Annotated in this window: 14 protein-coding genes; 8 read left to right on the forward strand and 6 right to left on the reverse strand. The window is 72.9% G+C overall.

What is annotated here, in order from left to right:
* Positions 1 to 419: 419 nt before the first annotated feature.
* Entirely contained in the window at positions 420 to 1,709 is a 1,290-nt protein-coding gene (locus ACIPAE_RS25795; RefSeq protein ID WP_402448184.1) for an MFS transporter, read from the reverse strand.
* A gap of 56 nt (positions 1,710 to 1,765) precedes the next feature.
* Here ACIPAE_RS25795 and ACIPAE_RS25800 point away from each other — a divergent pair, with 56 nt between their 5' ends.
* From ACIPAE_RS25800 to ACIPAE_RS25815, 4 genes are all read left to right on the forward strand, one after another.
* Positions 1,766 to 2,464 (forward strand): CGNR zinc finger domain-containing protein, encoded by a 699-nt coding sequence (locus ACIPAE_RS25800; RefSeq protein ID WP_402448186.1) that lies wholly within the window; start codon positions 1,766 to 1,768, stop codon positions 2,462 to 2,464.
* Positions 2,461 to 3,027, forward strand: a complete 567-nt coding sequence (locus ACIPAE_RS25805) for a GNAT family N-acetyltransferase (RefSeq protein WP_402448188.1) — start codon at positions 2,461 to 2,463, stop codon at positions 3,025 to 3,027. Before ACIPAE_RS25800 ends, ACIPAE_RS25805 begins: the two co-directional genes overlap by 4 nt.
* Before the next feature lie 117 nt (positions 3,028 to 3,144).
* Positions 3,145 to 3,918 (forward strand): SMI1/KNR4 family protein, encoded by a 774-nt coding sequence (locus tag ACIPAE_RS25810; RefSeq protein ID WP_402448189.1) that lies wholly within the window; start codon positions 3,145 to 3,147, stop codon positions 3,916 to 3,918.
* Between the two features lie 143 nt (positions 3,919 to 4,061).
* Positions 4,062 to 4,382, forward strand: coding sequence for a DUF6191 domain-containing protein (locus tag ACIPAE_RS25815; RefSeq protein WP_328460962.1), 321 nt, complete (start codon positions 4,062 to 4,064; stop codon positions 4,380 to 4,382).
* A gap of 30 nt (positions 4,383 to 4,412) precedes the next feature.
* On the opposite strand, the gene ACIPAE_RS25820 is transcribed toward ACIPAE_RS25815, so the two are convergent.
* The 3 genes from ACIPAE_RS25820 to ACIPAE_RS25830 all read right to left on the reverse strand — a co-directional run bounded on the left by ACIPAE_RS25820 (position 4,413) and on the right by ACIPAE_RS25830 (position 8,058).
* The gene (locus ACIPAE_RS25820) at positions 4,413 to 6,656 is read right to left on the reverse strand and encodes a SpoIIE family protein phosphatase (RefSeq protein WP_402448191.1); all 2,244 of its coding nucleotides are present in this window, start codon (positions 6,654 to 6,656) and stop codon (positions 4,413 to 4,415) included.
* Positions 6,657 to 6,985: 329 nt separating this feature from the next.
* Positions 6,986 to 7,132: a hypothetical protein gene (locus tag ACIPAE_RS25825; protein WP_402448192.1), complete on the reverse strand. Its 147-nt coding sequence runs from the start codon at positions 7,130 to 7,132 to the stop codon at positions 6,986 to 6,988.
* A 20-nt stretch (positions 7,133 to 7,152) separates the two neighbouring features.
* The gene (locus ACIPAE_RS25830; RefSeq protein ID WP_329372115.1) at positions 7,153 to 8,058 is read right to left on the reverse strand and encodes a S41 family peptidase; all 906 of its coding nucleotides are present in this window, start codon (positions 8,056 to 8,058) and stop codon (positions 7,153 to 7,155) included.
* A 57-nt stretch (positions 8,059 to 8,115) separates the two neighbouring features.
* Between ACIPAE_RS25830 and ACIPAE_RS25835 the strand changes: the two genes are divergently transcribed.
* On the forward strand, positions 8,116 to 8,670 hold the full coding sequence (locus ACIPAE_RS25835) for an ArsR/SmtB family transcription factor (RefSeq protein WP_402448195.1): 555 nt from the start codon (positions 8,116 to 8,118) through the stop codon (positions 8,668 to 8,670).
* A 124-nt stretch (positions 8,671 to 8,794) separates the two neighbouring features.
* Here the strand turns inward: ACIPAE_RS25835 and ACIPAE_RS25840 are convergent, their stop codons facing one another.
* On the reverse strand, positions 8,795 to 9,757 hold the full coding sequence (locus tag ACIPAE_RS25840) for an alpha/beta hydrolase (RefSeq protein ID WP_402448196.1): 963 nt from the start codon (positions 9,755 to 9,757) through the stop codon (positions 8,795 to 8,797).
* 208 nt (positions 9,758 to 9,965) lie between these two features.
* On the opposite strand from ACIPAE_RS25840, the gene ACIPAE_RS25845 reads away from it, so the two are divergent.
* The 3 genes from ACIPAE_RS25845 to ACIPAE_RS25855 all read left to right on the forward strand — a co-directional run bounded on the left by ACIPAE_RS25845 (position 9,966) and on the right by ACIPAE_RS25855 (position 16,629).
* Positions 9,966 to 10,619 carry a TetR/AcrR family transcriptional regulator gene (locus ACIPAE_RS25845; protein ID WP_329372121.1) on the forward strand — a complete coding sequence of 218 codons (654 nt, stop codon included), beginning with the start codon at positions 9,966 to 9,968 and terminating at the stop codon, positions 10,617 to 10,619.
* Between the two features lie 503 nt (positions 10,620 to 11,122).
* Positions 11,123 to 14,266, forward strand: a complete 3,144-nt coding sequence (locus ACIPAE_RS25850; protein ID WP_402448200.1) for a GH92 family glycosyl hydrolase — start codon at positions 11,123 to 11,125, stop codon at positions 14,264 to 14,266.
* 476 nt (positions 14,267 to 14,742) lie between these two features.
* Positions 14,743 to 16,629, forward strand: a complete 1,887-nt coding sequence (locus ACIPAE_RS25855) for a hypothetical protein (RefSeq protein WP_329372125.1) — start codon at positions 14,743 to 14,745, stop codon at positions 16,627 to 16,629.
* 225 nt (positions 16,630 to 16,854) lie between these two features.
* Here ACIPAE_RS25855 and ACIPAE_RS25860 read toward each other — a convergent pair whose 3' ends face one another.
* Complete coding sequence (locus ACIPAE_RS25860; RefSeq protein ID WP_402448202.1) at positions 16,855 to 18,507, reverse strand: ArnT family glycosyltransferase; 1,653 nt, start codon at positions 18,505 to 18,507, stop codon at positions 16,855 to 16,857.
* Between the last annotated feature and the right edge of the window lie 259 nt (positions 18,508 to 18,766).

Consider the following 18,766-nt stretch of genomic DNA (forward strand, 5'->3'; position numbering starts at 1 on the left):
GTCCGGTCCGATGGTCTCGGCGAACTGACGGTATTCCGCCATGCCCGCGACGTTCAGGTCGAAGGAGGACCTGCGTGCCGTCTTGTTGCCGGCGTCGACCCACGAGAAGGACCAGTTGGTGACCCTTCGCCCGGCCGGCCCGCGTCGATGAAGACCACCTCGGCGCCGTGCCGCGACAGGTTCCAGCCCACGCGGGCGCCGAGAACGCCCACTCCGATGACCGCGACACGTGCGGGCCGTTGCACATATCCCGTGCTCACCGACGTCCCCTCCCATGATCACGGGCGAACTCCCGCTCCAGGCATGCCCACACTAGTTCCGCGACGAGCGCGTGACGCGGTCGGGCACTCCGTGCCTCGGGTGGGCCGCGTTCGTGTCGGCGGTGTTCGTCCCGGCCGCAACCGGCTGGGCCGACTTCGTCAGCGGGGGGCGTCAGCAGGTCGCGTGCGGCCGTCGTCCGTACCGCTTGTCGCTTCGGCGCCGGTGGCCGGGGGGCGGTCGCGGCGGCGGCCGACGAGCGCGAACGACGCGGCCGCGAGGGCCTGGAAGGCGGCGGCGGTCAGGAGCGCGCCGGGCAGGGAGCGGGTGGCGAGGGGGCCGGCGAGGGCCGTGCCGAGGGCGTAGCCGGTGGTCTTGAGGCTGGCGCCGGTGGTGAAGACCTGGCCGCGCAGGTGGGCGGGGGCGTCGCGGTGGCGGATCGCGAACAGGGCGGTGAGCTGCGGGCCTTGGCCGGCGCCGGCGAGGATCGCGGCGGCGGCGAGGGCCGGCGGGCGTGTCGTCGCGGCGAGCAGGAGCGCGGCACCGAGCAGGACGGTGGCCGACCACAGCACGGTGTCCGGGCGCAGGGCGCGCGGACGGCGGGCGAGGAGGGCGTTGGCGGCGAGCGCGGACGCGGCGGCGCCGGAGAGCAGGTACGCGCCGTGCCCGGCCCCGCCCAGCGACGCCGCGCCGAGCAGCGGGGCGCAGGTGATGAACATGCCGGCGCCGACGCAGGACACCACGGAGGCGGTCGTCGCGCGGGCGAGCGCGGGTGCGCGGTGGATCGCGCGGAACCCGGCGGCGAGGTCGGCGCGGATCGGGGCGTGCGGCGGGCGCCGGACGGCGGGCTCGGCGGGCTCGGTGGGTTCCGTCGGCTCGGCGGGTGCGCGCGGCAGTGCCCACGCGGGGGCCAGCGCCAGGCAGATGAGCGCGGCCGCGACCGCGACGGCGACCGGCGCCCCCGACAACCCGGCCACCAGCCCGGCGAGCGCGGGGCCGACCAGGCTCGCCAGGTCGTAGGTCATCGCGTCGAGCGCGTTCGCCCGCGCGAGCGTGCCGGCGGTGACGACGCGGGGGAGTTGCGAGGTCCAGCCGCCGGACAGGGCGGGTCCCAGCGGGCCGGCGAGCACCCCGAGCAGAACGGTCGCGGCGATGGGCATCCGGTCCAGCGTCGCGAGGAGAACCGCAAGGGCGGCCGCGTAGCCGCCGAGCGCGGCGGCCAGCAGACGTCCGGGGCGGGCGGAGCGGTCGAGCAGCACGCCGAACAGCGGCCCTCCGGCCGCCGCCGACACCATCAGCGCGGCCGGTACCGCCGCCGCGCGGGACGCCGAACCGGTGGCGGCCAGCCCCGCCAGCAGCAGCGCGGGCCCCGACATCTCGTCGCCGACCCGGGCCGCGGCCGCACCGCCGAGATACGACCGCAGGGCGCGGCCACCGTGACGCTTTTCCATGCGAGTGACGTTACGCAGGTAACTCAAACACGCGCCACATGCGTTACAGTGTGCGGATGTCATCTCCGGCTCCGTACGACGACCGGTCCACCCGGCACTCCGTGGCGGCCAACGCCAGGCGCACCGCCGACCTCGTCAACGCGCTTGCGGTGGACGGACATCGGGCGGATCAGGGTGCCGAGGTGTCCGTCGGCGCGGCGGCGAACGAGGCGGCCGACGCCCGTACCCGGGACGCGGTCGCCGCCGTGCTGCGCGCGTACGGCGAGGCCGCACCCCTCACCTTCACCGCCGCCGACCTCGCCGACCTGCGTGCGGCCGCCGGCCTGCTGCGCGAGGTGTTCGCCGCCGGGCACGTCGACGAGGCCGCGGCCCGCCTCAACCGCCTGCTCGCGGCAGGCACCGGCCCGCTCCGCCTCACCTCGCACGACGGCGGCAGCCCCTGGCACCCGCACCTGGACAGCGACGACGACGCGCCGTGGGCCGAGTGGTTCCTGTCCTCCTCCTGCATGGCGCTCGCCGTCCTGGTCTGGGACCGGCAGCGCCCGCCCGGCGGCGTGTGCGCCTCGCCGCGCTGCCCGAACGTCTACGTCACCGAGGGGCGCGGCCCGAACCGCCGCTACTGCTCGCGTCGTTGCGCCACCCGCGAGCGGGTCGCCGTGCACCGGGCGCGCGCGGCGGCAGCATCCGACCCGCCGCAAGTGCTGTCGCCGGTGCCGCTGTCCGCGCGGCGGGCTGTCGGGAGGCGGTCGTCATGACGAAGGGCCCGGTGAACGGCCCCGCGAGCGGCCCGGTGAACGGTCCGGCGGGCGGCTCCACGATCGAACTGGCCCCGGTCGCGCCGCCCGACCGGCCGGTGCTGGCCCGCCTCCTCCAGCTCTACCTGTACGACTTCTCCGCCTGGCGCCCTCAAGACATCACCGCGCAGGGCACGTTCGGCTATCGCTACTTCGACGCGTACTTCACCGAGCCGAGCCGGGAGGCGTGCCTCATCCGGGTGGGCGGGGCCCTGGCCGGATTCACCATGACCCGCGAACTGCCGGACGGCGAGCGGGAGATGAGCGAGTTCTTCGTACTGCGGGGGCACCGCAGGCACGGTACGGGCCGCCTCGCCGCGCTCCACACCCTGCGCCGGCACCCCGGCCGGTGGGTCCTCGACTTCGACCACGCCAACCACGTCGCCGCCCGCTTCTGGCCGCAGGTCGCCGCCGAGGCCACCGAGTCCGCCGGCGGTACGGTCAGCCGCGAGGACCACTTCCCGCCGGCCGTTGCGCACGCCGTCGCGTGCCTGCGCTTCTCCGTCGCCCCCCCCGCCGGCTGACCCCCGTCCCGCCGGCCGCCCGACCACCCGCTGCCGGGCGCCCCGCGGCGACCGCGTCGCCCCCCTGCTCGTCCGCGCGAACGGTCACTGTCAGTGGTCGCTCCTACGATGGCGGGTATGAAGTTCGAGCCGTTCGACATCCGTTCCGCGCTGCCCGCGATGCTCGCCGCGCCGCGCGACCGCGCGCTCGCCTGGTGGTTCATCACCGGCTTCGCCGCGTACTGGGGCCGGCCGCTGGGCGCGGGCGACGGATGGGACCCCGCGGTCGTCGACGCCGCCGAGCGGCGCCTCGGCCTGACGCTGCCGGCCGCGCTCCGCGAGGCGTACCAACTGTTCGGCCGGCGCGACGACCTGACGAGCAACCAGGACCGGCTGCTGCCACCCGACGAGCTGTACGTGTGGGACGGCGCGCTCGTCTACCGGGAGGAGAACCAGGGCTGCGCCCACTGGGGCATACCTCTGGCCGACTTCGACGAGCGTGCCGACGCCGTGGGAGAGGACGCCGTGGGGGAGGACGCGCCGCGCGATGACGCGGTGCGCGACGACCCCCGCACCGTCGCCCGGCCCGACCTCGCGGACAAGTCCCAGGAGCGCTGGGAGCCGTGGATGCCGAGTCTGGCCGCGGCCTGCGTCGAGATCGTCATGGCCGAGGCGCTGATGGACCCGGACGCCCCCACGGACTTCCTGGACACCGACGGGGAGGGGCTCGCGCCGGAGGTGGCGGCGTTGTGCGACCCGCTCCAGCCGTTCGGACCCGGCAGCCGCTGGTTCGCCGGGACCGACGTCCTGATACGCGAGGTCGACGACGCGTTCGTCTGCGTCAGGGGCCGCACCCCCGAAGCACTCGACCCGATCCGCGAGGCGCAGTTCGGCGACTGGCTCGACGACTGACCGCCCCCGGGCCAGGGCCCTCGGCGCCCCCGGGCGCTGGCCCTTCGCGCGCCGCCGCACACCGGGAACGTGACCGGGCGCTTCCGCGTTCGACGCTTGTCGGGTAAGAGTGCGGGGACACGCGGAAACGAGGGAGGGGCCCGATGGATTTCGTCGTCTTCATGACGCTGCCGGGGCTGGTCATCCTGCTGACGGCGGTGGCGTTCGTCGACCAGCTGATGCTGCGCGCCGGCCGGGCCGGGGTGCTGCCCTGGCGCGGTGGCCGGCAGGGCCAGATCACGGCGACCGGCTTCGAGCAGCTGCACGCCACCTTCTCACCCGGCAAGCAGAACGAACTCGACGAGCGGAAGTCCTCGTTGATGCTCCGGGACGAGGAGGGCGACGGCGCGCCGCCGCGCTCGAAGGTCGACCTGGACCACGGCACCGCGGTGATCCGGATGACCCCCCGCCCCGACCCGAGCTGACGCCCCGGCTCCTGCCGGTACGGATACCGGTCAGCCGGTGGGCCAGTGCTGTTCGGCCCAGATCGTCTTGCCTGCCGAGGACTGGCGGGTGCCCCACTTCTCGGTGAGGCACGAGACGATGAACAGGCCCCGACCGCCCTCGTCGGTCACGCGTGCGTGGCGCAGGTTGGGGGCGGTGGCGCCGGAGTCGCTGACTTCGACGGTGAGGGAGCGGTCGAGGATGAGGCGGAGCGTCACGGGGGGCGTGCCGTAGCGCACGGCGTTGGTCACCAGTTCGCTGACCAGGAGTTCGGCCGAGTCGAGGTCGTCGGGGTCGAGCGGGTGGTGGTACTCGGTGAGCCACTGCCGGGTGAGGTGGCGGGCGCGGTTCGCGGCACGGTCCTCCGACGGCAGCGCCCAGGAGGAGGTGCGGCGGGCCGGGAGCGGACGGGCGCGGGCCAGCAGCGCGATGCCCTTGTGGACGGGGTGCGCCGCCAGCCTGGTGAAGATGCCGTCGGCCAGGCCCTGTGCCGTGTCGTAGACCGGCAGCACCTGGCTGATGATCTCCGTGCTGAGAGCCGGGTCCAGGTCGTCGCTGGCCAGAATGAGGGTGCAGTCGTCGTCGAGGGGTGCGGTGGCCATGGCGAAGGGCTCGGTGTCCGGGGCACCCAGGCGGGGGCCCACCGGTGCGTCGATCCGGTCGATCCGACCGTCCGGCCTGATCAGCCGTGGTGCGGGCTGTCCGGCGCAGGCGACGGTGCAGGTGCGGGCGATCGGGTCGTAGAGGACGTAGACACACGCCGCGGTCAGAGGCGGGCCGTCCGAGGCGGAGGCGGCGGTGCGCTCCAGGGCCAGCTGGGTGACGGTGTCGCTGAGCCGGGCGAGGAGTTCGTCCGGTTGGAGCTCCAGTCCGGCCAGCACGCGCAGGGCGGTGCGCAGGTGCCCCATGGCGGTGACACTCGCCATTCCCGTGCCGCCCACCTCTCCGACGACCAGCCCGCATCGCGCGCCGGACAGGGGGATGACATCGAACCACGCGCCGCTGTGAGCGGTCGGGGAGAGCGCGACGAAGGCGGTGTCGATGCCCAGTTGCGCACCGGGGACGCGGGAGAGCAGCCTCTGGCGGACCGTGGAGGCGAGGGCCCGGTCGTGGGCGACGCGGCGCGCGTTGTCCAGGCACAGGGCCGCGTGGGAGACGGCGGACTCCACTGCCCGCAGGTCGGCCGTGGTGTAGCGCGCGGAGTCACCGCAGCGGAATACGCGCAGCAGCCCCAGCACCCTTCCCCTGACGGTCAGGGAGGCCACGATCGCGCTGTGCGCCTCGGCCCTCCGCAGCGCCTCCTGCCGGTGCGGGTCGTCCGCCAGGAGGCCGTCGCGGTCCGACCGCAGCAGCAGGGGCCGCGTCCTCGTCAGGGCCTTGGTGAACGACGACTCGCGATCCACGGTCTCCACCGCGCTGACGCCCTCGTCCGGGTCGGGAGGCCCGGTGGTGCGGATGGCCGCGCGCCGCAGCAGCAGCTTCTCGGGATCGACCGGCTGGAGCGGCGGGTAGTCGCCGCCGGCCAGCTGTTCCGTCACCGACACCACCGCCAGATCGGCGAAACCCGGGCTCAGCGCGTCGGCGAGGTCCTGGCAGGTCTGCATCAGGTCCAGGGAACGCCCGACCCGTTCACGGACCCGGGAGACGGTCATCGCCCGCTCACGGTCCCGCTCGCGGCGGGTGACGTCGAGGAGCGTCATGGCCAGCCCGACCACTTCGCCGCCCGGTCGGCACAGCCGGAACGCGGAAACGGAGTAGTACTGCCGCAGCCCGTGCACGGTCAGGACCGTGACCAGCCGGGAGAAGACCGGCTCCCCGGTTTCCAGCACCCCATGGGCGGCAGCCATGTCCTCGACCGGGCTCTCCAGGCGGTAGACGTCCTCCAGACGGCGCCCGAGAAGGTCCGCCGGCGCGCTGCCGTGCATGGCCCGTGCCGCCGTGCTGACCCGGATCAGCCGCAGATCGCGGTCGAGGACGAGCAGGCCCAACTGCGACACCGAGAAGAGCGCGCGCACCAGCGGGCCCTCCACGTCCGCCTCGGCCGGGTCGGAGGGGTACACCGCCCAGCCGCCGCCCTCGCCGTCGGGCCGCGGCACGGCGCACAGCGCGGCGTCCGTGCCGCGGACCGCCTCCACCACGCGGCCCCCCAGCACGGCGTCCGCCGAGCGGCCGAACAACAACTCCGCGGCCTCGCTCCACGCGCTGACACGGCCCGCGTCATCAGCGGTGAACAGCGGTTCCGTCGCCTGCCCCATCGCGACCTCCCGTTGATCCGCGCAAGAGCGCGCACGTCGCCGAACCCATGACCTTCATGATGGGTACCGGGCGGGCAACTTTCCTGTCGTCCGACGGGGGAGTGGCGGGGCCCGCGGCCGGCCCACGGAGGGGATCGGGAGGCGGGCCCGGTCGGCGTGCCATGGGCGTGGGCGCTCTCGTCGGTGCCGAACTGGACCACCCGACCCCGACGACGCCCCGATCCCGAAGTCGCCCCGGCCTCGACGACGCCCCGACCCCGACGTCGCCCCGGTCCCGACGTCGCTCCCGGCCGCAGGTCACCGTCACACCGGGGCACCGCGTCCGCCGGTCACCGGGCGTGGGCGGCGACCTGGTACGCCGGCAGGAGGTCGCCGTCCGGCGTGCGGAAGGCGGCGGCCTGCTGGGCGGAGTGCCCGAAGCCGGTGTCCGACGGGTCCGCCGGGCGGCCGAAACGCGCCGCCCCCCCCTCCGCCACCCACAGCTGCGGTGCGCCGGTCAGCCGGTCAGCCGGGTGAGGGCCAGCGCGTGGGCGCGGTCGAGGGCGTCGGCAGCGGCGCAGGGGACGTCAGGCTGTATACCGGTGCCCTCCCAGTTCGTGCCGGAGACGGGATTGACCGCGCGGCCCACCGGGATCGTGGCTTCCAGGTGCGGGTGCACCGTCCACCCCTCCCGCGGGTGCGCCCCGCCGCCGGTTCGCTCGCCGACGACGACGGCGCGGCCGAGCTGCTGCAGGTCGTACGTCAGCTCCTCGGCACCGGAGAAGGTGCGGTCGCTGGTCAGCACGTACAGCGGCTTGCTGCCGCCGAAGCGCGCACCGGGAACGTGCGCCGCGCTCCAGGACTGCTCGTAGCGTTCGCCGTCACGCCAGTACATGGTGTTGAGATGGGTGCGCTCGTCCAACAGGTAGCCGCAGACGAAGGCGACGGTGTTCGGGTCGCCCCCCAGGTTGGCGCGAAGATCCACGATCAGCGCCCGGGAGCGGGACGCCAGGGTGAGCGCCGCACTCAGCGGTTCCGCGGCCCACTCCAGCGGAAACAGCATCGGTGCCAGCTCCACCACGGCCACCCCTTCGGAGAGCGACTCCACCCGAGGCGCACCGCCCAGCGAGCTGTCGAAGTCCCGGCGCATGGCCGCCAGGGCGGCCGCCCCCTGCCCCGCGGGCACCGAATCGGCGTGGTACTTCAGCCTCAGATGCCGGTCGCCGTTGACGGACTGCAGGTCCGCGGTGACCAGCCGAGCAAGCTCCTCGGCGCCGCCGACGTCATAGGCGCCCTCGGCGAGGCGCTGCCGCAGCAGGACCGTGAGCTGCTCGGACACTTCGGGGAAGACGTAGTGCTCGATCAGGAGCTCGACGGTCTCGTCGATGACAGGGGCAGGCCGGAACAGTGTCGGAGTCGTCATGGCAGGGAGTAGAGCACCGCCCTTGCGAAAGCGTCAAGAGCGTTAGACACTTTCGGTATGCGTGACCAGCCTTCCTATCCGCCGCCCCCTGAGGACGTCCAGGAGATCGGCTCGCCCGAGCAGTTCGCCGCGCTCGCCCACCCGTTGCGCCAGCGGCTGCTCTTCGCCCTGGGCCACCGTCCCGCCACCATCAGCCAGCTCGCGGTGCGGCTCGGCGCGAAGAAGGGCAACGTGGCCCATCACCTCAAGGTGCTCCGTGACGCCGGGCTGGTGCACGTCGCCGAGACCCGCCAGGTCCGCGGCGGCACCGAGCAGTACTACCAGCGCACGGCCCGCCGTATGGTCGTCGCCGAGCCCCGCGCGGCAGGCACCGCCGCGATGCTGGCCGCGGTCGCCCAGGAGCTGGAGCGCTCGCCGGGCGAGACCTGTCTGACGCTGCGTCATCTGCGGCTCAGCCCCGCGAAGGCGAAGGAACTCGGCGAGACCCTCTCCCGGTTGGTCGACGAGGCCGAGGAAGACGCGGAGGACCAGCCCGTGTTCGGCGCGTTGGTGACGCTCTACCAGCACGCCCAGCCGACCGCGGCGGACGGTTCCGCCTCGGGCGTGTTGTGAAAGTGCGCCACTTCCCCGGGCGGCGGACCGACCACGTCACCGATTTCCGGAACAGGCCCCAGGCGGTGCGCCGGACCGCCGACCTGGTGGCGCCGGCGCGAAGTGGGGGTGCGGGGAAGGCTCGTCAGGTCGCCAGGGCCGTGCGGAGGAAGGCGAGGATCTCCGTCCGGGCGGCCTGGGCCTGTGGCTCCAACCCGGGCAGAGTGAGGAACGCGTGCTTCGCTGCCGGGTATTCGGACAGCCGCACGGGCGTCCCTGCCTCGCGCAAGCGCTCGGCGTAGCGGCGGCCCTGATCGGCGACCGCGTCCTGGGTGGGTACCACCACGAGCGCCGGGGCCAGCCCGCTCAGGTCGTCGGCGTACAGCGGTGAGAGCGCGCGGGCGTCGCTCCCCGGTGGGACGGCGAGCTGCTGGAAGAGCCGCAGTTGGGGCAGCGCGCGGGACGGGGTGTACGCGTACTCGGCGATCGAGGGGTAGTCGTACATCGTCCCGGTCACGTCGACCGCGGGGTTGACCAGCACCTGCGCCTGGAGGTCGATGCCGGCCTCCCGCGCCCGGATCGCGGTCAGCGCGCAGATCAGGGCGCCGCAGCTCTCGCCGAACACGGCCGCGCGCGCCGGATCGACGCCCCACCGCGCGGCGTTCCGCACCACATGCCGCAGCACGTCCCAGCCGTCGTCGGCGGCGTTCGCGAGCGGACTGTCCGGGGCGATGAGGCGATGCTCGACCGAGACGACCAGCGCGGGCAGCGCCGCGGCGAAGTGGCTGTTGGTCCAGTCGCACTGCACCGCCGTGCCCACGAAGCTGCCGCCGTGCACGTGGACCACGAGGGGCAGTTCGGCCCGGGCGGTGGCCTCCCCGTCTCCCGTCGACGCCGGCCGGTAGACCCGGATCGGGAGGTCGCGGCCGGGCAGCGCGACCTCCTGCCAGGCGATCGAGGCGCCGGGGTCCGGCTCCCCGGTGAACGCCCGCGCCGCGCCGGAGGCCCGGAAACGGTTCTCCGCCTCGCGGTAGGCGATCAGTTCCTCGGTCGTGATCGCCGAGAAGTCCGGCTCCGGCGGCCGATTCGCGGTGCTGATCTCGCTCATGTCTCCTGCTCCCCCTCCCGGCGGGGTGCCGGGTCCGTCGTTGTGGTCGGGCGGTGCGTCGTCGGGCCGTGCGCTGCGGCGTCGGGCCGTGCCCCGCCCGTACGGCCGTGCGTCGCCATCGGGCGGGCAGACCGTTGTCCTCATTATGCACGCAGTGCGTGCATCAACAAGTGCATAGGTTATGCTCAGCTCGGACGAGAGGGGCACGATGACGGGCCGACGGCGATGGTCGACCGAGGAGATCCTGGACACGGCGGCGGAGGTGCTGCGTACCAGCGACGCCGAGTCGTTCAGCGTGCGCAAGCTCGCCGCAGCGCTCGGAACCGACTCCTCCAGCCTCTACCGGCACTTCCGCAACAAGACCGAACTGCTGCGCGCGGTCGCCGACCGGATTCTCCTGGCCGCCATGGACGACTACCGCCCCGAGGGCGACTGGAAGCAGCGCATCACCACCCTCGCCCTGCGCCTGCGCGACGCCTTCGGCGAGCAGCCCCAACTCGCCGCGATCTGGGGGCGCTACGCGTCCAGCGGCACCGGGTCCCGGTTGGTCATGGAGGAACTGCTACAGGCTCTGCGCGCGTCCGGCCTGCCCGACGAGGAGATCCCGGCGCGCTACCACCGCGTCGCGATCCTCCTCGCCGCACTGATCGCCTCCGAGGCCGGTATCAGTACCATCACCCCCGCGGAGTACGAACAGGGCATGGAACTCTTCCGCGTCGCGGTGCTCGGCGCGGCCCCCGAGCGCTTCCCCGCTCTGGCCCACTTCGCCCGCGACGTCCGCCCCCTGGGCGTGGACCGCCGCGCCGCGTTCGAAGAGATCCTCGCCGCCCAACTCGCCCACATCGAGGCCCGGATCTCCTGACGGTCCGGATCGCGAGCGGCTGCGAGTGGCGCCGCGGTCCGCCCCGTCGTCGTCCGGGCCGCGCAACTGCCCTGCGCCCGCCGCGATTTCGGCCGTCCGTCGTCCATGGGCCGGCCGTTCTCCGCGCCGCCGCAGGTGATCACCCTCCCGGTCCGGTCCCGCGAGGCCATGCTCCCGTCTCGGCTGCGGCCCGCCCGGTCGTACGGTCCGACTCCTCGTCTCGGCTCCACCGCGCCCGGTCGTACGGTCCACTCCTCGTGTCGGCGCCGGTCCGCCCGGTCGTACGGTCCCACCCTTCGCCCGGCCGCTCCCGTACACCAACCCCCCACGCCTGCCCCGCCATACGCCCCACGCCCCGCCCCTCCGCACACCCCGCGCAGCGGCACCCCCGCCAACCCCCCGCGTTCAACTCCTTGACGCCCGATCACTGCCGGACCAGACTGCCGACGGCGCAGATGACAACGATGTCAAGCGAGTTATTTTACGGCAGGGGAAGGTTCACTGTGTATCGACGAAGCAGAAGACGGACCAGATTCGGGGTCCTGGCGCTGGCGCTGACGGCGTGCGTGGCGGCGGCGCCGCAGGCGCTCGCGGCGGCCGCGTCCCCCGGCGGGTTCGGCGGCGCGGGCTCGCACACCGCGCTGGTGTCCGACCCGACCTCATACGTCGATCCGTTGATCGGCACGCAGAAGGGGGCCGACTGGGAGAACACCTTCCCGGGTGTGACCGCCCCGTTCGGCATGATGCAGTTCAGCCCGGACACCACCTCCGGCGGCACCGGGTACAACTACGACGACAAGGCGATCCGGGGCTTCAGCCTCGACCACTTCTCGGGCGGCTGCTCGTCCTTCGGCGACATCCCGATCCTGCCGGTGACCGGCGCGGTCGGCGCGGACCCGGCCGGGCGCACCGAGCACTTCTCGCACGACGAGGAGCAGGCCGTGCCCGGCTCGTACGCGGTGAAGCTCGCCGACTCCGGCGTGCAGGTGAACCTCGGCGCGACCACCCGCACCGGCATCGCCAAGTTCGACTATCCGGCGGGCAGTCAGGCGCAGGTGCTGGTCAAGTCCGGTACCAGCCTGGGCGGTGACCTGTCCGCGGACGTGCAGGTGGTGAACGACCACGAGCTGTCGGGCACGACCACGCCACACGGCCTGTGCAACAACAGCAAGTACACGATGTACTTCGACATCACCTTCGACCGGCCGTTCACCGCACACGGCACCTGGCAGGGCAGCAGCGTCACGCCCGGCGCGTCGAGTGCGTCGGGCTCGGGCTCGGGCGCGTACCTGACGTTCGACACCTCCGCGAGCCGCAGCGTGACGGCGAAGGTCGGCATGTCCTACGTCAGCACGGCGGGCGCGGCCAAGAACTCGGCCGCGGAGATCCCGGGGTGGAACGTGGCGCACGTGCAGGCCGACACCCGCGCGGCCTGGCGGAACCTGATGCGCAAGGTGGATGTGGGAGGGGCGAGCAAGGACGAACTGACCACGTTCTACACGTCGTTGTACCGCTCGTTCCAGTCGCCGAGCGTCTTCAACGACGTCGACGGCCGCTACATCGGCTTCGACGACGCGATCCACACCGTGCCGAAGGGCCACACCCAGTACGCGACGTTCTCCGACTGGGACATCTACCGCTCGCTGGCCCCGCTGCAGACGATGCTCTACCCGGACAAGGCCGGCGACATGGCCAACTCGCTGCTGCGCGACGCCCAGCAGCAGGGCGGCTGGTGGCCGAAGTGGCCGTCGCAGAACATGACCGGCAACGTGATGAACGGCGACAACGGCGTGCCGCTGTTCGCCCAGTACGTCGCCTTCGGTGCGAAGGGCGTCGACGTCAAGGACGCCCTGCCGATCATGAAGAAGGCGGCGACGACCTCGCAGAAGGTCGGCTGGGGCTGGGTGGAACGGCCCGGCATCGAGGACTACGTCAAGCTCGGCTACGCGCCCAACGACGCCACCTCGCAAGGCGATCACGGCCTGCAGGGCGCCTCGGAGACCCTGGAGTGGGCCACCGACGACTTCGCGATCTCCCAACTCGCCGCCTCCGTCGGCGATCACCGGACCCAGGCGGAGTACGCCAAGCGCCGCAACAACTGGCAGAACATCTACGACCCCGCCACCGGCTACCTGCGCCCGCGTGACGACAACGGCTCCTTCCCGGCCGGCCCCGGCTTCCAGACCCCGCCGGCCGGCGCGTTCGGGCAGGACGGCTACGACGAGGGCAACGCGGCGCAGTACAACTGGTCGGTGCAGCAGGACATCGCCGGACTGGTCGCCGCGATGGGCGGCAAGGACAAGGTGATCCCGCGCCTGGACGACTTCTTCTCCCAGCTCAACGCGGGCGGCAACGCGCCGTACGACTGGGCGGGCAACGAGATCGACACCACCGCGCCGTGGATGTACGACTACGTCGGCCAGCCGTGGAAGACGCAGGAGGTGGCCCGGCGGTTCGAGACCGAGCTGTTCACCACCGCGCCCGACGGGCTGCCCGGCAACGACGACAACGGCGCGCTGTCCTCGGAGTACGTGTGGGCGGCGCTCGGCATGATGCCCGCCACCCCCGGCACCCCGACGCTGGCGCTGAACAGCCCGCTGGTCAAGCGGGCCGTGATCAGCCTCGGCACCGGTCACAAGATCACCATCGACGCGCCGAAGGCCGCCGACAACGCCCCCTACGTCACCGGGATGCGGCTGGACGGCCGTACCTTCGCCGCCACCGCGCTGCCCGCGTCGTTCGCCACCCGCGGCGGCGCGCTCGACGTGAGCCTGTCCACCCGGCCCGACACCCACTGGGCCACGGGCGCGCAGGCGGCCCCGCCGTCGTACCGGGACTACGAGGTCCCGGCGGTCGGCTACCTGACCCCGACCGGGACGCAGGTCGCCCCGGGCGGCACCTCGCTGCCGGGCACGGTCGGCGTCTCCGAACTGGCCGGCCACGCCGGCAAGGTGCACTGGAGCGCCGCCTCCGACGTGGCCGGGGTGAGCGTCACCCCGTCGTCGGGCACGCTCGACCTGACCCGCGCCGCGAGCGCGACGGTGCCGGTCTCCATCGCGGTCGCCGACGGCACCCCGTCCGGCTACCACCCGGTGAAGGTCTCCTTCACCACCGCGAGCGGTCAGTCCCTGCCCGGCGGCGCGTCCGTGATCACCGTGCCGGCCGCCGACGGTGCCGCGACCTCCTGCGACACCCTCGGCGCCACCGACACCGAGTGCGGGCTGCGGCTGCGCGACAACGGCGACGGCCACACCACGCCGGTCACGGTCGGCGGCCGCTCCGGCCGCTCCACCACCGACGGTTCCCCGTTCGAGTACTTCGACGTGGACAACACCACGGTGCCGGGCGGCAGTTACCACGCCACGGTGACCATCGACTACTACGACCACGGCACCGGGAGCTGGAGCCTGCAGTACGACGCGACCGGAAACGCGTACAAGTCGACGGCGCCGGTGGCCAAGACCGGCACCGACACCTGGAAGACCGCCACGTTCGCGGTGGACGACGCGGCCTTCCACAACGGCGAGAACGCGGGCACCGACTTCCGCCTCGCCAACAGCGGTGACACCGGCACCATCGGCCGGGTGCACGTCTCGGTCACCGGCGACAACGTCCTGGCGCTGCACCTCTGCCCGGACGACAACTGACCCGCTGACGCGGTGACGCCGCTGAGGCGGTGATCCGGTGATCCGCTGACGCGGTGACGCCGCTGATCCGGCGGCGCGTTGACGCGGTGAACCGCTGGGCGCCGGCGCGTGCGCGTGCCGGTGTTCCCGAGAGGCTGCCGATCGGCCCCAAGGCCGGTCGGCAGCCTCATGTGTGACGGCTGGTCAGATTCTCGGCTCCCGCGTCGCGGCGGGTGCGCCGTGTGGGTTCGGTGTGTGTGGTGTGACCACTGTGTGCGGGCCGGGCGCCAACTCCTTGACGCTGGGCCGGGGTCGGCTGAGACTGCCTAACGAGCCGCTAGACCCCCGATCCGTAGATTGAGAGCGTTCTCTGCATGAGAAATCGAAGGATCGGTCGCGAATTGAGGCTATGAAATAACGGATACAAGCGCGATCAACCCCCACTATCCGCGCTGACCCGAGCGTTCACTTCATGAACCCGGGTGAAAGGACCCCCCATGCGCAGACCATCCATCAAGGCCCGCACCGCGGCCCGGTGGCGTCACAGGACCCCCCGCCGGCGCGGCTACGCCGTACTCGGTGCCGCCACCTTGCTGCTCGCCGCACTGACGGGCTTGACCGGAACGGCCGGCGCCGCCTCGGCGGCGGAGTCCGCCGGCCACGTCGACACGGCCGCCCGACCCGCGGCCGACGCGGCGGACTGCCCGGCGCAGTCCGACACCCCCGACTTCGGGCCGAACGTGCACGTCTTCGACCCGTCGATGGGCGACGCCGCGATCCAGTCCCAACTCGACACCCAGTTCAACCAGATGAAGGACACCCAGACCGCCCAGTTCAGCGAGAACCGGGTGGCCGACCTGTTCAAACCCGGCAGCTACAGCGTCGAGGACAACGTCGGCTTCTACACGTCCGTGGCCGGACTCGGCCAGAACCCGGACGACGTCACCATCAACGGCGACGTCACCGTGGACGCCTTCAACGCCTCCGACGCCGGCAACGCCACGCAGAACTTCTGGCGCAGCGCGGAGAACCTGGCGATCAACCCCTCCAGCGGCACCGACCGTTGGGCGGTCGCCCAGGCCGCGCCGTTCCGCCGGATCGACGTGCACGGCAACCTGGCGCTCTACCCGGCCAGTTACGGCTACGCCAGCGGTGGCTTCATCGCCGACACCAAGGTCAGCGGCCAGGCGTCGTCGGTGTCGCAGCAGCAGTGGTACACCCGCAACAGCAACCTCGGAAGCTGGGACGGCGGCGTGTGGAACATGGTCTTCTCCGGCGTCAGCGGAGCTCCGGGCAACACCTTCCCCAACCCCCCGGAGACCACCCTCGCCACCACCCCGGTCTCGCGCGACGTGCCGTACCTGTACGTCGACGGCTCGGGCAACTACCGGGTGTTCGAGCCGAGCCTGGAGACGAACTCCTCCGGCGCGAGCTGGGCGAACGGCAGCACGCCCGGCACCTCGCTGCCGATGAGCCAGTTCTACGTGGTGAAGGCCGGCGACACCGCGGCCACCATCAACAACGCGCTCGCCGAGGGCTGCAACCTGTTCGTCACCCCGGGTGTGTACCACCTGAACCAGACGCTCAACGTGACGCGCGCGGACACCACCATCCTGGGCGTGGGCTACCCGACCTTCGTCCCGGACAACGGCGTCAACGCGATGCAGGTCGCCGACGTCGACGGAGTCCGGATCAAGGGGCTGCTCTTCGACGCGGGCACCACCAACTCGCAGGCGCTGCTCACCGTCGGGCCGTCCGGCTCCTCCGCGGACCACTCGGCCGACCCCACCACCATCCAGGACGTCTTCTTCCGGATCGGCGGTGAGAACGCCGGCAAGGCGACCGACAGTCTCGTCGTCAACAGCAACAACACCATCATCGACCACATCTGGGCCTGGCGCGCCGACCACGGCAACGCGGGCACCGTCGGCTGGAACACCAACACCGCGGACAACGGGCTGACCGTCAACGGCAACAACGTGCTCGCCGACGGCCTGTTCGTGGAGCACTACCAGAAGTACGAGGTGGTGTGGAACGGCCAGGGCGGCAAGACCATCTTCTTCCAGAACGAGAACCCCTACGACCCGCCGGACCAGGCGTCCTGGATGAGTTCGTCGGGCGTCAACGGCTACGCGGCCTACAAGGTGGCGGACAACGTCACCTCCCACGAGGCGTGGGGCCTGGGCAGCTACTGCTACTTCAACGTCAACCCCGCCGTGAACAACTACCACGCCTTCGAGGTCCCCAACACCCCGGGCGTGAAGTTCCACGACGCGCTGACCGTCTCGCTGGGCGGCGTGGGCACCATCAGCCACGTCATCAACGACACCGGAGCGGTCACCGCCTCCAACACGACGCCCAGCAACGTCGTGAGTTTCCCGTAGATCCGCACCTGCGGACCGCACCACTCGCGCCGGGTGAACGACCCGGACGAGCTGCATGACCCGCACCAACCGCATGACCGCACCACCCGCACCGAGCGCGGCCCCGGACGCCCCCGCCCACGTAGGCGAGGGCCTCCGGGGCCGCGTCCATGCCCCCGGCGTACGGCCCCCGGAGTACGGCGCCCCGGAGTACGGCGCCCCGGCGTTCGGCCTGCGGCGCCGCGGTCAGCAACCCGCCCGGCGGTAGATCCGCGCTCCCTGGACGACGGCGACCGGCACGTAGTCGCGGTCCACCAGACGCGCGAGCGGCGGGTAGTCCGCCAGCGGGTACGGGGTGCCGGCGGAGTCGTCGACCACCAAGCACGGGGGAGCGGCGGCCAGTTCGCGGCGGAGGCCGGCCCATGCGCCCGGGACGGCGTAGCGGGCGCCCACGCGGTGGACGTCCGCGCCGCCGCTGAAGTTGGTGAGCAGCCCGGCGGTGAGGTAGCGGCTGCCCGCGGGCCGGCCGGCGAGCCAGTACACCTCCGGGTGCATGCCCCACAGGAAGACGCGCTGCCCGGGCTTGCTGTAGCCGTCCACCGCCGAGGCCACCGCGAGCGACTTGCCCAGCTCCGGCGGCTGAGCCCGCAACGCGCCGGCGGTGAAGGCCGCGCAGACCGCCACCGCGCACGCGACCGCGAAGGCGGTGGCGCGGGACCGGCCGAACCAGGCCGCCACGCCGCCCCGTTGGAAGGGCGCTGACCGCGGGTGGCGGGGCGCCGCGCTCACCGCACGCACCGCCAGCAGCGCGAGCGGGGGCACCAGTTGCAGGAAGTAGTGGCCGTAGAAACGGAATCCCGCGCTGACGCCGGCCGCGGAGGCGAGCAGCCACAGCAGCAACGCGCCGTCGAACGAGCTGAGTTGGCGGCGGACGCGGAAGCGGGGCAGCAGGCGGGGCAGGAGGGGCGCGCAGCCGGCGAGGACGACGGCGAGCCGCAGCAGGATGCCGGCCGCGTGCCCGCACATCGCGGCCACGCTCTGCGGCGAGTCGGCGTAGGACCCGGAGGAGAGGAAGATCCAGAACACGAAGGGGTGTACGCCCAGCAGGAGCGCGCAGCCGGCGATCGGCAGCAGCAGGCCCGCCGCCAGGGCCGCGCCGTGCCGCAGCCGGCGCCGCCGCGGTGAGGCGAGCACCATCACGGCCAGCGGCAGGAGCGGGGCGAGGCCGACCTGCTTGGTGAGGGTGGCGACGGCCAGGGCGAGGCCGGCGGCGAGGAAGCGGTGCCGCGCGCCGTAGTACATCGCGGCCGCGGTCGCCGGGAGCATGAAGATCTCGAAGGTCGCCGCCATCGCGTCGGGCGGCGGCAGCGCCGCCGACAGGGCGACGGTCAGCACGCCGGCCGGCAGCGCCGCCGACCGGCCCCACGCGACCGCTGCCAGCCGCGCGACGAACACCGCGGTGACCGTAAGGGCCAATACCGCGCACACCCGCACCAGCCACAGCGTGCCGGGCCCGGTCAGGGCGAAGCACGCTTCGTACAGCCAGGGCACCAGGGGCGGTTTGCGGTCCACCACGTCGGCGTACATCCGCCCGCCGTGGTGCAGGGCGACCGCTTCGGTGCCGAGATAGCCCTCGTCCGGGCTCCAGAACGGGCGCCGGAAGGAGGGCGCGCGCACCGCGAGGGAGAGCGCGAGCAGGATCGCGGCCTGGGTGACCGGGTGGTGGAGCCGCGGCCGGCTCGCGCGCGGGTCGGAGCGCGAGCCGGTGCCGGGACCGGTACGGCGGGAGGGCCGCGCGGGCGCAGGACGCGGGCCGGGTGGCGCGACCGTGCCGGCCGTCACGGCGAGCACCGCCACCGGCCTGCCCCGTGCCACCCTGCCGTTCGCCACGGTCGCCATACCTTCGCCCCTCTCCCGGACCTGGACCCTGGACCGGGCCCGGCCCCGCGCGGACATCCGTCATCCACTGACGCACAGTCACCACGCTCGGGACGTCGACCCAACGCATCGGTCCACTAGTTAACTAGTGGACTGGATGATGCGCGGGATTTCGGCGGGATGTCAAACGAGGGCTGAACGCCGCAGCTCAGCAGGGTGTGGCGACCCTCGGGAGCGTCATGTGGCGGTCCGCGCGGCGCCGCATGGCGCCGAGGGTGGG

The organism is Streptomyces sp. NPDC087270 (assembly GCF_044744625.1).
Taxonomy (GTDB): Bacteria; Actinomycetota; Actinomycetes; order Streptomycetales; family Streptomycetaceae; genus Actinacidiphila.

Bases quoted from the DNA above. Each gene is read 5' to 3' on its own strand.
- ACIPAE_RS25800 (WP_402448186.1), top strand. From the start codon at position 1,766: ATGTCATCTCCGGCTCCGTACGACGACCGGTCCACCCGGCACTCCGTG.
- ACIPAE_RS25845 (WP_329372121.1), top strand. From the start codon at position 9,966: ATGACGGGCCGACGGCGATGGTCGACCGAGGAGATCCTGGACACGGCG.
- ACIPAE_RS25810 (WP_402448189.1), top strand. From the start codon at position 3,145: ATGAAGTTCGAGCCGTTCGACATCCGTTCCGCGCTGCCCGCGATGCTC.
- ACIPAE_RS25795 (WP_402448184.1), bottom strand. From the start codon at position 1,709: ATGGAAAAGCGTCACGGTGGCCGCGCCCTGCGGTCGTATCTCGGCGGT.
- ACIPAE_RS25820 (WP_402448191.1), bottom strand. From the start codon at position 6,656: ATGGGGCAGGCGACGGAACCGCTGTTCACCGCTGATGACGCGGGCCGT.
- ACIPAE_RS25860 (WP_402448202.1), bottom strand. From the start codon at position 18,507: ATGGCGACCGTGGCGAACGGCAGGGTGGCACGGGGCAGGCCGGTGGCG.
- ACIPAE_RS25815 (WP_328460962.1), top strand. From the start codon at position 4,062: ATGGATTTCGTCGTCTTCATGACGCTGCCGGGGCTGGTCATCCTGCTG.
- ACIPAE_RS25840 (WP_402448196.1), bottom strand. From the start codon at position 9,757: ATGAGCGAGATCAGCACCGCGAATCGGCCGCCGGAGCCGGACTTCTCG.
- ACIPAE_RS25830 (WP_329372115.1), bottom strand. From the start codon at position 8,058: ATGACGACTCCGACACTGTTCCGGCCTGCCCCTGTCATCGACGAGACC.
- ACIPAE_RS25835 (WP_402448195.1), top strand. From the start codon at position 8,116: ATGCGTGACCAGCCTTCCTATCCGCCGCCCCCTGAGGACGTCCAGGAG.
- ACIPAE_RS25855 (WP_329372125.1), top strand. From the start codon at position 14,743: ATGCGCAGACCATCCATCAAGGCCCGCACCGCGGCCCGGTGGCGTCAC.
- ACIPAE_RS25805 (WP_402448188.1), top strand. From the start codon at position 2,461: ATGACGAAGGGCCCGGTGAACGGCCCCGCGAGCGGCCCGGTGAACGGT.